The organism is Accumulibacter sp., from assembly GCF_016789985.1.
Taxonomy (GTDB): domain Bacteria; phylum Pseudomonadota; class Gammaproteobacteria; order Burkholderiales; family Rhodocyclaceae; genus Accumulibacter.
In genome coordinates this window covers 1-16,059 of record NZ_JAEUOL010000222.1, presented here as the reverse complement: position 1 = coordinate 16,059, position 16,059 = coordinate 1, and the positions used below count along the sequence as shown (strand labels likewise).

General features: G+C 64.1%; 2 protein-coding genes. One reads left to right on the top strand and one right to left on the bottom strand.

Annotation, left to right across the window (positions count from 1 at the left end; genetic code table 11):
- Nucleotides 1-116: 116 nt before the first annotated feature.
- Nucleotides 117-14,066: an Ig-like domain-containing protein gene (locus JNK99_RS12870; RefSeq protein ID WP_291853752.1), complete on the top strand. Its 13,950-nt coding sequence runs from the start codon at nucleotides 117-119 to the stop codon at nucleotides 14,064-14,066.
- Between the two features lie 425 nt (nucleotides 14,067-14,491).
- On the opposite strand, the gene JNK99_RS12865 is transcribed toward JNK99_RS12870, so the two are convergent.
- Complete coding sequence (locus tag JNK99_RS12865) at nucleotides 14,492-15,250, bottom strand: DUF1194 domain-containing protein (protein WP_291853750.1); 759 nt, start codon at nucleotides 15,248-15,250, stop codon at nucleotides 14,492-14,494.
- Between the last annotated feature and the right edge of the window lie 809 nt (nucleotides 15,251-16,059).

Genomic DNA, 16,059 nt, shown 5'->3' with positions numbered 1-16,059 from the left:
GCAGCGTGCTGCGCCTGGAGTACGGGGCACGCTGGCTGCCCGGCGGGGCGACCCTCGATCCCGAGACCGGCTGGTTTGCCTGGACGCCGTCCTACGATCAGCATGGCCACTACGCCGTGCCACTCACGCTGACCGCCTTCTGGACCGGAGCCGACGGCACGATCGCCGAAACGCGCGTCGAGCAGGAGCTGCTGCTCGACGTGGCCAACGCCAACGCAGCACCGATCCTGCCGGCCACGACAACCTGGAACTCGCTCGAAGGGCAGCCGCTGCGCATCAGCGTCTTCGCCTTCGACCCCGACAATCCCGCTTTCGAAGCGCCGATCCGCCGGCAGCCGGGCGGAGCAGCGATCAGCCAGTCCGCCGGCACGCCGACGGTGAGCTACAAGGTGAGCGGTCTGCCCCTCAGCGCGCGCTTCGACGCCGAGACTCTGGAGATCGTGTGGACGCCGGGCTACGATCAGGCCGGTCGTTACCAGCTCCGCGTCATCGCCACCGACGACGGTGACGGCAGCGGCAGCCCGCTGACCAGCGAGCTGCCGCTGACCATCCTAGTCGACAATGCCAACCGCGCGCCGATCATCGGCGAACTCGCCAATGTGGTGGTCGACAAGGGCAGCGTGCTCGAGATCCCGGTCTCGGCGCGTGACGCCGACGGCCGTGCCGGCAGTTCGCCGATCCAGCTCGGCTTTGCCGGACTGCCGCGTTTCGCCAGTTACCTCCCGCGGAACGGCGGTGCTACCGGAGAGACCGCCGGCGTGTTGCGCTTCACGCCCGGCGACGGTGACCGCGGCGACTACACGATCAGCGTGACGGCGAGCGACGACGGCGATGGCGACCCCGGCCAGGTCCTTTCGGAGGTCAGCAGTTTCGTGCTCGGCGTGCGCAGTCCGAGCGAGCCGCCGCGCCTGGCTGCGCCGCAACAGGTGGTCGCCGTTGCCGGCCAGCCGCTGGCCCTCACCCTGCGGGCCAGCGATGCCGACCAGGACCCCTTGACCTGGAGTGTCCAGGGCCTGCCGCCCGGCGCCACCCTGACGGCGGGCAGCCCCTACGGCGAAGCCACACTGGACTGGACTCCGAGCAGCGACGACCTCGGCCGTCACGAAGTCGAACTGCAGATCGCCGACAGCGGCCTGCCGCCGCGCGACGCCGGTTATCCGATACCCGACCACCCCCTGCCCAACGTCACCCGGCACCGCCTGCAGATCGTCGTGCGCCAGCAGAACCGTGCCCCGCAACCGCTCGGCTTCAAGGTCGAGGGTGATTCGCTCGCCGACCGGGACGAGGTCCTTCGGCTGACGGCGGGCGAAGGCGTGCCTTTGTCTCTCGAAGTGTTCGGCAGCGATGCCGACGCTGACCCGATCGACTGGCAGGTCGACGGCCTGCCACGCGGCATGACTGCCACGGCCACGGGCGAGAGCGTCGCCCTGGTCTGGACGCCGGATCGCTTCGCCGCACAGGACGGCAACACCGGCGAGGGTGCCAGCGGCGCCGGGCACTGGCGCTTCTCGGTCAGTGGCAGCGACGGCATGGCGCGCTTCACCCGCCAGGTAGAGCTGGTGGTGGCCAACGCGAACCAGCCACCGCAGTTGCTGCCGATGCCCTTGCAACTGGTCAGGGAAGGTGAAACGCTGGGTTTCACCGTGCGCGCCACCGACCCCGACAATGAGGCCGTACGCCTTTCCCTGCTGTACGACGAAACGACACCGTCGGAGGTGCACTTCGACGCTGCCAGCGGCTTCTTCGAATGGACGCCGAACGCGGATGTCGTCGACAACGCCGGCATCGACAGCCGCTCGTTCAGCTTCGCCTTCCGCGCCAGCGATGGCCGGACAGAGACCAGGCAGACGGTCGAGGTGCGTGTACTGGACGTCAATCGCGCGCCGCAACTGAGCGCCGGCAACCATGCGGTGGTCATCGGCGAGACCCTTTCGCTGCCGGTGGTGTTCGGCGACACGGGGAGCGCCGACATGGCCGGGATAATCCCCATCGTCGTCGCCGACCCCGACGGCGCAGCGCAGACGGCAGCGTTGACCGTCGGCTTCGCCAACCTGCCGCCAGGCGCCACCTACGACAGCCAGACCAGACGCCTGACCTGGACGCCCGGTCCGGGCCAGATCGGCGACCACCGGGTGACGGCGCGCGTCTTCGACGGCCGCACGGCTGACGATCCGCGCAGCGCGCAGAGCTTCGTGCTGCGTGCGCTGGCGAGTGCCGGGGCGAACGCACCGACCATCCTCGTGTCGACCACCCCCGATCAGCCGGCGGCGCCCGGCCAGTTGGTGATCGCCAGTGTTCGGGCCGAAGCCTTGAGCGGCATCGCCCGGCTGGCCGCCGAGTTGCGCAGCGACGAGAGCGAAGCCTGGCGGAGCGTTGCCATCGACACCGCCGGTCGCCTGCGACTCACCCCGGAGCGCCCCGGCCTGCTCGACCTGCGCGTCAGCGCCACCGATCACGACGGCTTCGTCGCCAGCTCCACGCACAGCCTGCGCGTCAGGGACCCGGCCGACGCACAGGCGCCGCAACTGGCCTGGCGTGGTCCATTGTCCGGCCAGGTCGCCGGCAGCGCCCCGCTCGAGGTGCGCGTCCCGCTGGCGCTCACCGCCGAACTGCGGGAAACCCAACTGATGGGCTGGCGCCTGCAGATCTCGTCGGTCGCCAGTGAGCACTGGATGACCCTGGCCGAACAGGACAGCCGCGCCGTCGCGATCGATCGGCCGGTCACCCTGGTCAGCCTCGACCCTGCGACCCTGGCCAACGGGCTGTGGCGCTTGCGCCTCTCCGCCTGGGACCTCGCCGGTCGCAGGAGCGAGATCGAGGCACGCATCATCATCGAGACCGGCAGCAAGCTGCCTCCGGCCACCGTGGTCAGCGACGGTACCTACCGGCTCGGCGGCCACCCGCTCGCCCTGACCCGTTCCCTGCCGGCCCTTGCCGCACCCCCGGCGACCAGCGACGGCGCACCGGGCTGGAGTGGTGACCTTGGCAACTGGCAGTTGCCGCTGCTCGCCACCCGGCTGAGCAGCGACCAGCCAGCGACGCTCGCATCGGGCGCCAGCGCGGCGTGGCTGGACGGCGCGCGCGTCTGGCTCAACGTCCCGGCCAGTCTGTCCGACGGAGCGGCCGGCCAGCTCGCGCTCTCCTTCACGCTCGCCGCCACCAGCGAGCGCCTGGGGGGCGACCCGAGCGCGCCGCTGATCTGGCGACCCACCTTCAACGGCAGCCAGGGCTGGCAACTCGAGACACGAGCAACGGCAGGCAGCAGCAGTCCCGACAGCCTCGTACGCCAGGGCGATCGCCTGTACGACCAGATCACCGGCCTGCCCTGGGTGCCGGCGGCCTATACCCTGGTCTCGCCCGGCGGCGATCGCTACCGGCTGGACGGACAAGGCCGCCTGGAACGGGTCGACTTTGCCGACGGAGCGCAGTGGCTGGTGTCCGATGCCGGCGTCGCGGCACTCGCCACCGACGGCGGTCCAGCCGGCCGACTCGATCTGGTGCGCGACAGCTCCGGAAGGATCTCCCGCGTCAGCGCTGTGACGGTGGACCGGGATGAAGCGGCGAGCATCGTCTATCGTTATGACAGCCGCGGGCGCCTGGCGCTGGTCCGCCAGCTCGACCGGGCCGACGCTGGTACCCCCTACGGCTACGACGCGCAGGATCGCCTGCTGACCGACCGGCTGACCGCCAACCTCGGTACACCCGCCGACTGGGATGGTGTGACCAGAGTCTGGCGGGGCGAGCTCGACGCCGGTGCGGTGCTCGGCTTCGGCATTCGCGACAGCGAGATCGCGTCCACCGCGCACTTCCCCGGCGACCGCGGTGCGCTCATCGTCGCTGTCGAGAGCCGGGCCGACGACGCGAACGCGACGATCGAGTGCGTCGGTGCCCGGATCATCGGGGATCGGCAGAGCAACGGCACGCGGACGACGCTGCTGCTGATCGATCAGGCGGGCCTCAAACTGCTGCGCCTGTCCGGCACGGGCCAGGCCAGCGTCCGGCTGCAGGTGGCCGGCGATGTGAACCGCGACGGCCGCGTGGACGCCAACGATTCGACCCTCTGGGATGCGGCGCTGGCGGTGCTCGACGAACAGGCCGACGTCAACGGGGATGGGACAGACGATCACCTCGACCGGCAGATTCTCTTCGCCAACAGCGGGTTCTCCGCCAACCGTGCGCCGGCGATGAGCAGCTCGGCGCCACTCGTCACCCATACCGATCTCGCCACCTCGCAGGACCTCGCGCGGCTGGCCGCAGACCCGGATGGGGACCCAGTCTTCTGGCGGATTCTCGGCGCGACGCACGGCAACGCCCAACTGAGCGCCGATGGACAAACGTTGCTCTTCCACCCCGCCGCCGGTTTTTCCGGTCCGGCGAGCGTCACCCTGCAGGCAGACGACGGCTACGGCGCCTCGCCACCCTTTGCCGTGGCGGTGAACGTCAGCGGTGCGCGCCTGACGGCGATCCACCTCGCGCCGCTGGCCACGCTGCACGCCGGTCAGACGGCCCGGCTGCAGGCCACCCTCGACTTCGAGGATCAGACGGGGGTGACCCTCGCCGATACCGCCTACCTCAGCCTGCAAGCGGCCGACCTCGCCAGCATGGGCGATGTCGGCGGCAGTCCGCTACAGGTGGACGACGAACTGGATCAGGTCCGGGCAACCGGAGTCGGTCCCGCCCTGCTGCTGGTCAGCCGCAAGGATCTGGATGGGCGGCAGTTGCAGACGGTTGCGGCGATCAACACGCAGCCGGCGGTGCTCACCGCACAGGCCGGCGACGAGCAGGCGGCAGCACCCGGTGTCGAGCCGGACGTATATCCGGGCAGCCTGACACTGGTTCCCGGCGCCACGCGACAGTTGAAGGTCCGTCTGCTCGACCCGGTCAGTGGCGAACAGACCGAGGTCCACACGGCGAGCCAGATCGCCTTTGCCGGGCTACCCGAAACGGTGGAAACCTTTGTCGACCCCTTGACCCAGCAACCGCTGATCGACCCAAACACAGGAGATTTCGTGATCGATCCGGCAACCGGGGATATCGTACTCGACCCGAACACCGGAGAAACGGTGAGCTGGATCGTACCGGCCGTGCCCGAGGTAAGGAATGGCACGCGCTACCTGATCAGCGACGAGAGGGTAGCCAGCGTCAGCCAGGACGGCCTGATTACCGCCCGCCAGGCCGGTCGGGCCTTCCTGTCGGTCGTGCACTTCGTGAACGTGGTCGACGACTTCGGCGACATCAGCGCGCGCGTCATCGGGCAGACCGACGTCGCCGTACTGGTCGAGGCCGCGCAGACGATCGACGACGATCCGGCCACCCCAATGCCGACGGGCAGCACGATCACTGCCGGGCACGGCGGTGTCGTGCAGGCGGCCACCGGTGAAATGGTGATGATCGGCGCCGGCGTCTTGCCGCGCGACACGGTGGTATCGATCAGACCCATCGAACTCGCCCGCCTTGCCGCTGAAACCGGCTTGAGCGCCCCCGAGCCGGGTATCCTGCGACCTCTCGCCGCCTTCCATCTGGAACTGGGTGAACAGACGACGCGGGCACCGGTGCAACTCGCCATCCCCCTGCAGGGCAGCACTGACCTGCGCGACGGCGACGAGGTCCTTTTTCTGCGCCGTGGCCTGGCACCGGCCAGCAACGGGCAACTACAGGACGTCTGGTGGATACTCGACAACGGCTTTGTCGGAACCGACGCCAGCGGCCGGCCGGTGGCCAGAACCGCGAGCCCGCCTTACAGCGGCATCAGCGGGTCAGGCGATCTGATCTGCGTGAAGACCACTTTCGATCGACAGAGTGGAGCGATCACGATCAAGGGTTCCGGAGTCGATCTTCTCGCGTTGCGCATCAACCAGCTCGCCTTCCCGATTGGCGGGGATCTGGCCAACGGTGGCCTCGGTGGAACGGCTGCGCTCACCGGCATCATCACCAGCCTGGCCGGGGCAAGCGACATCTATGCCATCAACCGGGATTTTGCGGGCGTTTACCAGACCGTTCCGCTACACAGGGACCTGGCGAACGGCGACCTGGGTTTGACGCTTGAGGCACCGCACGGGGCCGTTAATGGTAACGATCATTCGCCGCACGTGACGCAGGTCGAGTCGCTTGCCTCGGGCAAGCTGCGGCTGACTATCGAGCACCTGCCGCCACTGACGGCAGCGAACGCACTACCCGCCGCCTTGCGCATCTGGGTGTCACCCGAGCCGCTGCGCATCGATCAGGATGGTCGCGCCACCTCGGCACAGTGGAGCGATGACAGCCAACCCGACGACAACGGAATGCTTCTCTGGCAGAAGCTGGTCGAACTGCAACCGATCGCCACCGGTGCCGAGCACATGACCGTCGAACTCGAACTGCCGGAACAGGTGGCCACCGGGCTGCACACCATCAGCGTCCAGCGCATGGTGGAGACACTCGACCCCAACGATCCGGGCAGGACGAGGTGGTTAGCCAGCGGCGAAGCGGCAGAGGTCAGCGTCGCGGCGCAGACCGGCTTCACCGTCGTCACCGGGGAAACGCTAATCCGCATCTTCAAGGACGGCAGCCTGGTCAGGGAACTGAGCTACCGGGGAATGGACGGCACAAGCACCTCTTCCGGCAGCAACAAGACCGATCCGGTCGCCTTCAGCCTCGACAATCGCCTGATGTTCATTGCCGGCAACCAGGGCGAGATCCATGTGTTGGACACGGCGACGCTGAAGTTCGCACAAAGTTTCAAGGTCGGCACGGCCAACCTCAGCAGCTTGGCGGTTTCCGGTCAATGGCTCTATGTCGCCGAGGGCGGCTACCATGATCCGGCCGGCGGCTACCGACTGCTGCGCGTCAACATCGACCCGATGGACAGCCGCTTCCTCGACGTGCAACAGGTCAGGCTACCGGCCGCGGTCAGCGGCACGAATGCTCCCTACGGCTACATCGACCTGGCGATCACGCCCGGCGTACACTCCTACCTGGCGGTCACCGCCAGCCAGCAGAGCCTGGGAATTTCGACCGACGACACCGCGACCAGTGGCGGCCTGGTCTTCATTGTCGACCTCGATGTCGCTCGCGAAGCCGGCGGCCGACTCGACGCCAGCGAGGCAGCCGCCTGCCTGCCGGTCAGCATGCCGGCCGGACAAGGCAAGGCGCCACAGTTCGTCGCATCGGCTGGAATCAGGGAGCACACGCTGCGCTTCATCCTCAGCGATGCGCAGGACGCGAATGCCGGCTTCGCCACCGTCACTGTTGACATCAGCGAGCAAGGCAGACTGCAGGGGACCCCCCGCTTCAACCGCGTGCCAATGCTCGGTGCCCGGAACGACCAGAGTCGCACCGACAACCCATACCAGTTGAATATCCAGCGCGCCCAGTCACCGGCGCTCGTCACCGCGCAGAACGGCACCGAATATGCGCTGGTCGCCGACTACTTCTTCGACTTCCTCGACCCGCTCTACGCCAACGACGATCAGCACAACGGCGGTCGACAGATGGGCGGCAAGATCGGCATCATCAGGGACCCGTTCGGTCCGCAGCCCGAATACCTCGGCGCCACCTCGCCGATCATCGGCGCCAGCATCTCGCGTCTGCTGGTCGGTGCCGACGGCAGCAACCTGTGGGCCGATCTCCGTTACTGGCCGACCATCGACAGCGCTCCACCGCCCAGCGGTTTGCTGCGCTGGGCGGTGGAGCCCCTGCTCGCCGCCGCGGAGAGAAACTCGCTCGCCCGACAGACTTCGCCGCGCCCGCTACCGATTGACCGGGAACGCGTTGGCGAAACGATCGACTTGGTCGTCACTCCAGTCAAGTACGACCTGGGCGACGCCTCCCGCATCACCTCGGGCTGGATTACCGGAATGGCCGACAGCATGCTGCGCACACCCGACTCCGTGGAATTCGCCGCTCCGGTCGATGGTGGGCGTTTTCTCAGGACCATCGAACCGGACAGTGGTTACCAGGTGCCCGAATTCAATTACGGCGACATCGTGCGGGTGGACCTCTTCAAGCTCATCCGGAGCCAGTATCGGAGTGCCCTCAGCGAGGTGAAGAACAACGATCTCAACATCAACTGGTCGAGTATCGAAGTCGAAGGAAGCGCCACGCTGGTACGCGATGCCAGGGGCTTCCTCCTGACGGCCGAGCGCGAGGACGGCCTGCAATCGGTCGAGGCGGCTGTCAGAGCCACCTACCCCGGGCTGCAGACAGTGGCCGGCGATGTCGGCAAGAAGACCCTGAGCAACAGCGGGATCGTTTTTCTGCGACCCGTGCTCGACCTCGACCGGCTACGCCGTGGCGAGGCACTGAAAACGGGAGAGGTCACCATCTTTGTCGCCGGTTTCGACAAGAACAAACCTGACGATCGCCTGGCCTTGAAACTCCGTGCGGTGGACTACTCACGCGCCGCCGACACCGTCTTTTTCGGCGACCGGCCACTCAACAACCCTGGCTACCACGAGTTCAGGCTTGATGGATCGATGGGCGGCGACAAGAGCAACGACAACAAGCTGCTCGATGTCACGCGCGTCGAGCAACGGCTGAAGTATCTCGGTTATGGCCTCTCGGCAATCCCCAACAGCGCCGAGATCACGGTCGACGGCACGCTTGATCAGCGCGAACTGATCGCCCTGCGTCAGTTCGGCCAAATAGTCGACAACAAGAGCGAGTACCAGGACAGCACCAGCGAGACCGTCAAGGACAAGAAGGGGAAAACCCAAACCATCTCGAAACCTCTGCCACCGCTCACCCTCTCGACGAACGACATCGCCTGGTTGAACGCCTACAACGCCCCGCACTGGATGCAGTACCGTTTCGGGAACGGCAGCGGTCTGAGCGGGTGGGTCAACAAGACAGATCCCAGGAAACCCACCGACGCCATGGGTACAAGCTGGATCGGCGACCTCATGGTCGCCAGCCAAGACGCCAACAAGACTGTCGATGGAAAGACCCGGCCACCGCTCTGGTTCGCAGGGACCAACCGGCTCGGCAACCAGTTGAATCTCGGAATAAATACGGCGTACGTCTCGGCAGAAAATCAGAAGAGCATGTATGGTGACGAATGGCTGATTGGCCTGAGCAATGTAAATAGTGTCGACCTGGCAAGCATAACCGCCAGCAACGCAAACGGTGCGGCAGCGGAACAGAAATTGAAATACTTGCTCGAGGAGAACACCCGTCTGCAACAACTGCCCGGCAATGGCACGTGGGATGCGCAAAAGGCACAGCAGCTCGCTGAGCTCCTGCAGTACATCAATCGCGTCAAACCCGCCGACAAATCGCCAAACAACCAGGCTGATGCGTTAAAAGACTTTTTTGCTGTCTATACCGCAACACAGAATGACAGCGTGACCGGCAACGGATCACTCGACGAACAACTCCTTGCAATTAAATCAGCCAGTTCCGCTGAATTAAAGCGCTCAGTTCAGCACGCATTGTTTGGAGCGGGTTCACAGGTCGATGGCTTGATCGACCCAAACAACTTGTTGCTGGGAGGTGTTGGCACCAAAGGCGTAGGCTTTGGATATGAGCTGACGGCAGAAAGCCTGGGCGCCATAATGGGCGCACCCGCAGCCCAATTAATGGACTGGGTGGCACCAATGAATCAGGCTCTTGCAAAGTTCGACATCAATACTGCAAAGCGTCTCGCCGCATTCTTGGTCAATGCTCGATTCGAAGCTTTCTTCGACAAGGATCTGGTAGAAAACCGCACCGATCAATCAGCCGAGGCAGCGTACGGAAATAGATATGGAAACGACAATCCAGGTGATGGCGCACGGTATAAGGGCCGGGGTATTTTGCAGATCACTTTCAAATGGGGCTATGAAATGCTCGGAGAGGGGGGGTATCGAGGATGGACGCACAAGCGGTTACCTCCGCATACCCCGGAAGCTAATAAGGTTCCAGGTTTGAATGAGATTCTTGGAACTCGCTATGACTTCGTCCAGAATCCCAATGACATGGTAGCGGATAAGCGCATAGCGGCTTTGTCCGGTGGGTGGTACTGGCGATTTGGTGCGCCACCCGTAGACGGTGACCTGAACAGAATAATAGATCGTGTCGGAAAGGCTGAGAAGGACAATTTTGAGTTGGTCACTATGGGAATAAAAGGCCATGGCAACTCGACCAAGGATCAGAAAAATCGCCAGAGTCGACTAGGATACTGGAACGTCATTAATACTGAGACCTTAAAAAATCAGAACTCTTATGGAAACATTCAAAACACCTTAAAACAACTCGGACTTTCTACCAAGAACCAAAGTGACTACCATACCAAATTTGGCATTTCTCTTGCCAAACGCCAGGCTGTTCAAATCGAGCAGAGCGAAAAATTGGAGGCGGAGTTTTTCGCGACGGAAGGTCCGCCCGACGTCACGGCGCTGCAGAGAAAGCAAAGTAAATTTCCGATGTCGGCAGAAGGAGTTAGCATGTTTGTTCTAGATCCCATAATTCAAGACCAGAACCCACCCCAAAACGTTGTTCTTCTTGCCGAGTCTAATTCAAGGAAGTCCACACTAATTTCGCAGATCGCGATTTGTGTTATTTCTCCAACCCACGAGCAGATACAGGCGATCGACGACCGTCACTCGATAAGCAAGTCGATCAGTCCCAGAATGGATGCCGAAAACCATTTCGCACCAAAAGACAACAAGTGGTTGGGCTTCATCCCTGAGTTTACGGATGAACAAAACCTGTCGAAAGTCGACGTCTTAGAAGGCCCAAAGCACGGAACCTTGGTCGCCTATCTGAGAGGGGTCGTGAGTGATTTTCCTGCGGGATCTTCCGTCTCCTATGTTCCGAGTCCAGGGTACGTCGGTAAAGATCGCATCACCGTGCTCGTCACGGGCAACAAAGGCCGTTCGATCGTTTTCAGCTATTTCATTAACGTTACTCCTGCAGCCGGCAACTATGAGCTGTATAAAGCCGATGGCTACAGAAAATACTGTCCGAACGGAAAGCTGATCTGGAAGATCTCTCGACTTTCGTCTAGCGTAGCCCCCGACACCTTATCAACATTGGGTTCGTCAGTCGTTTCGCCAGTTCTGACCAGAGCCAATGGTACCGCAAGCCACTTCGCCGAACTCTCCGGATCCGCCTTGGGCCAAACCACTGGCACCGGCCCGGACACCCGCATCACCCTCTCCCCCGACGCCGCCGGCCACGGCTGGTTCGTCGATCCCACCCCGTGGCTCGACGAAGAATTCCTGCCCACCAGCAACCCCAACGAATGGATTGCCCGACCCGGCTCCGCAGCGGAAAGCCGAATCGACCTGCTCACCGTCCTACTACATGAATACGCTCACACACTGGGTATCGAGCATAGTGCAGACCCGCACCACTTGATGGCCGCAACGCTGCAACCGGGCGTGCGCCGGACCTTGTCCATTGACGACCAACTCGCCATGCTCCGACTGGCCGGTCACTTCCCGGCGCCGGAGAGCCCGGGCACCCCGTACATTCCTGCCAACCCCGGCGCGTCGCTACCCTTGACGCGGGTATACGGTGCGGCGCGCACGCATGCGGCGGCGGAGCCGGCAATCACCATGAATCCGGTGCCGCAGTACGACATCGCCGCCCACCCCCGACTCCACAACCCCGAATTTACCGAAGGTATCGGCTGGAGCACCGCCGGCGATGTCAGCTTCACCGAGGGCTCGGCGACCCTCGCCGAATCGCCCGGCACTCAGACCCGCCTGAACCAGGTTTTCGTGCTCGGCGAGAAGGACCGCTTCCTCAGCTTCACGCTGGCCGACCTTGAGCTCGGCGATCAGACGCGTGGCCCCGACGACGCCTTCGAGGTGGCGTTGATCGACGCCAACAACGGTCGATCCCTTCTTGGCGGCAGCGGACTGACGCGCAGTGACGCAGCCGTTAACCGCCAGGCCGACGGCAGCGATTACCGCGCGAATGGCATCAGCGTTACGCGCCATGCGGACGGTAGCTACCGTTATTCGCTCGACCTCCGCGACATCCCGGCCGGCACGACGCTCAACCTCTCGTTCGATCTAATCGGTTTTGGTTCGTCTGCCGGCGATGGCCACGAGGTACGCAACAGCCGCCTGACCCTGCGCGACCTGCGCATTGGCAGCGATCGGCAGGCACTGCAGGCGCGCGACGACGAGGCAGGGAGCACCGAGGACAACGCGGTTCAGATCGACGTCCTGGCCAACGACCTCGACGCGGATCGGCCCGGCGTGGTACCGGTGCTGCTCGACGGCCCGGCGCACGGCGAACTGGTGGTCAACGATGATCGCACGTTCACCTACCACCCGGCAGCGAACTGGCACGGGGAGGACGCGTTTAGCTATTTCCTCAGCGACGGTGCGCTGCACTCTGATCCGGCCACCGTACACCTCAGCGTTTCGCCACAGGCCGATGCGCCCCGGCTGATCGTTGGTGATGCGGCAGGGAGCAGCCGCGAGATCTTCCGTACCGGCTGGGAGAGCGTCGGCAACCCGGACAGCACCGCGACGCTCGTCGGCGAAGACGAACTCGAAGGCTGGCGGCTGGTGAGAGCGCCCGAGGCCAACCCGGGCGGCGTGCATGGCTTCGAAATCTGGAGCAGTGGCGACTACCTGGCCGATTCGCCGGGCAGCATGGCGCGGATGCAGGCGGCCGTGGACAATGGCGGCAGCAACTGGCTGGAACTCAACGATGCGGCCGGCAACCGGCTGCAGACGCTGGCCATCGAACGCAGCTTCGATACCTTCGCCGGAGCGCGCTATACCCTTTCGCTCGACCTTGCCGGCCGGCCAGGGTTCAGCGCCGACTACACGCGCATCACGGCGAGCATCGACGGCCGGGAGATCGGCAGCAAAAGCGGCCTCAGTCCGCGCGATCTGCTCGCCTGGCAGACGAGTGGCTTCGCCTTCGTCGGCACGGGAAGCCGCCAGACGATCCGCATCGCCAGCGCTGCCGCGCGGTGGGCCACCGACGGCCGTGGCATGATGATCGACAACCTGGCGCTAAGCGAGACCTTGCCGCCCAATACGGGCCTCGAAGATACACCCATCCGCCTGTCGCCAATAAGCGCCACTCTGCTGGACAGCGATGGATCTGAAACGCTGGCGCTCGGAATTACCGGGCTTCCCGCCGGGGCGGCACTGAGTGACGGGAATCATCGCTTCATCGCCACCATTACGGAGCAGGCGGCAGACATCACCGTCTGGAACCTCGACGCGCTGTGGCTCACGCCACCGGCCGACTATCATGGCAGCTTCACCCTCGGTGTCGTCGCCACGGCGAGCGAACCAGACAGCCGGAGCCAGGCGAGCAGCACGGCCAAACTGCAGCTACAGGTGCTGCCCGACAACGGTGCACCAGCCACCCACGATGCGCTGTGGACGCTCAACGCGAGCGAACGCCAGATCGTCGACCCTGCAGCGCTGGCGGCCGACGCCAATGGCGACCATCTGACGTCGAGCGCTTCCGGACCCGACCACGGTGCGCTGACCACAAACAGCACTGCTACCTGGAGCGACCTGCCGCAACATGGCTACAGCGGCGGCGACCGCATCCGCCACACGATCCCGGAGGGACGGCGCACGGCGACGGCAGGGGCCGATCTGACGGGAACATCGGCCAGACAACCGGTCCGGGAGGCGCTGCAGCAACCGACTGCCACCAGCCAAACGCTGGCCGACCGCTGGAAACTCAGCCAGCCGAGCGGGAATTCCGGCAGCATGCCCAGCGTGACAGCCGACCAAAACCTGCAAACCGACCACGCAGTGTGGGCCCGGACAAACAGTGAAGCAGGCCGAGAGACTCTTCAACTAAAGCACCCACCCGCCAGCGGTCCTGGAGTGAGAAACGATCTGCTCACCAGTCCACGAGGCGCGAAACCGGGTCATTCACCGCTGCACGAACCGGACACTGCACCACCGAGCGCCGGACACAAGCGCGGAGCACCCGGCGATCCGCAGCGTCATGCGGTAGCGACTGGCCGCCGGATCGACTGGAGCGCGACACAACCTGCTTGCTTCTCCGTGACGCCGATCGTGCAGGCTGCCTGGCTGCCCGGCTTTCTTGGTGCGACACCGAAGGAAAACCCTCCCGCTACCTGGCGAGACTTGCGGATCAGGATCGAAAACTGAGCTCGCGAGCAGCAAACGCGATGCCAAACCAGGCAGCCGACTGGCAGAAACTGCCCGGCCGATGTCGGGGATGAGTGACCGGCGCGGCAGGCGTAATCGCCGCGTGCCGACTTGCCCGATGGAGCAGAGAAATTTCACGGGGGTGGCAGCAAGACCGCAACATGCCGCGCCGGTCAGACAGGGGTGCTTGACCCGGTCATTCCGGCAATGCGAGATCGAAGATCCCGCCAGGCAATCACCGCTGGCCCCACTCCCGGTGCGTTTCCGGCGCGCTGCAGTCGCTCTTCGCACGAAGCGCGCGTGCCTCTGGATCGCGGAGCCAGCGAAGACCGCATATGCAGGTACCCTTGAGACAGGCGTCGCACGTCCTTTCGCTTCCGAACTTCGAGTTACGCCTGCTCCAGGGATTATGCCCGGCCTGACATTCAGGCGTGCTGGCCACGGCGCCTGGCGGCCAGACCTGCCAGCCCGAGGCCGAGAAGCAGTAGCGAACCGGGTTCGGGTGTGTTGTTGATCTCCTCGCCGACTTTCTGGACCACTGCCCGCTCGAAATCAGCAAAGTCTGCGGCAGAGTAGACCGTGCCGTCTGTCGTACGGACGTTGTCGTTGTACCAAGTGGTAATCGCGGCCCCGCCGATGGCCAGACCGTTTACCGTGATGCCGGCAAGGGCCGAAAGATCACGCTGGAGCTGAACCGCCCCGCAGTTGACTGCGGCGCCGCAGTCGGGGTCCTCGTTCTGCGTTCCGTCACCCGAGACGTCCATGACCAGGCGCCGCCCCTCGTAGCCGTTGCCGGCAAAGGAGGTATGCCCAGTGTACATCCCGTCCTCCACGTCGGTGTTCCCTCCGATCGAAGCGCTGCGAGCAAGGGTGGCCAAGGTGTTGGCAAACGCCGAAATCGACGCGGCATCCGTCAGGTGCGTCCAGCTCACCACTTCCGCAGCGTTGCTGGCGAATTGAACCACGTTCACCGCAATACCGTCGGCGTACGAGAGAATGCCGTTGACAACTCCTGCATTGCCGAAAGCAGCGGCATAACCAGCTCTCTGGAGATCGTATTCAGCGGCACTGATACTCCCTGAAACGTCGATGACCAGTGAGAGTTCGAGTTCAACCGGGGTCGCCTGGACGTTGGTCGCAGCGAACAGACCGCCGATCAGGAGTGCAGAGAGTGTCTTTTTCATCTTGGATTCCTTTGTTTGCTCAGTTCATGGGAGAGTGGATTACCGAGCGATGGCGGCTGATTCGAGGACTAAAAAGATTCGCGTAACGAACAAATTTTTCTATTCAAATCACCGCCTGTCGTCCGGCTGACCCTCTTCAAGCACAGATCATTCCAACCATAGGAGCAAGAATTAAAAGGCGTTTTTTTTCATGGTGTTGGATTTGCCACTCGGCGGCCGATACAGTCAAACCACGCCCTTCGGTCGTTAATTTGTAAAATTTATCGACGTGAGATATTTCACATTCACTGATCCTGGCAGCACCAACCCAAGCAAAGCACGCCCGGCCCGACGTCAGAAAATGCGCTGCCACGATGAGCGTCCGACGTCGCACCACGAACGGACTGATCGGCAGGCAGGAAGCTTGCGATCAAACGATGGCGCAGCCCTTTCAGGCCACAAGCCGACAGCAGCAGGGATGCGGCGCGCTCCTGCCACGGAATGGCAAAGGGTGACGTCGCGCGCGAACACATGGCAAGCAGAGAGCTTGCCGCGGGCGAATCCTCAGCCTGACGCCCGTCCGGGTCGCCCGACGGAGTGGCGGCGCTGGCCCCTTCCCTGCAGCGCGTACTCAAACGCACCACAGCGCCAGGAGCCAGCGCCAATCTGCAAGAAACGGACTGGTCAGGAGAAGTTGACACGCCGTTTCGCAACCCACAGAAGCCAGCGTGACCGGTACGGCACCACGCCCCGCAAAATGAACCTAAATTCCTCTGTTAGCCCATTGCGGCAGCCAGACCAGGAGGGGCCAGGGCCGTGTGCCGCGGCAT

Coding starts and splice junctions, on each gene's coding strand:
- JNK99_RS12865 (WP_291853750.1), bottom strand. CDS start 15,250: ATGAAAAAGACACTCTCTGCACTCCTGATCGGCGGTCTGTTCGCTGCG.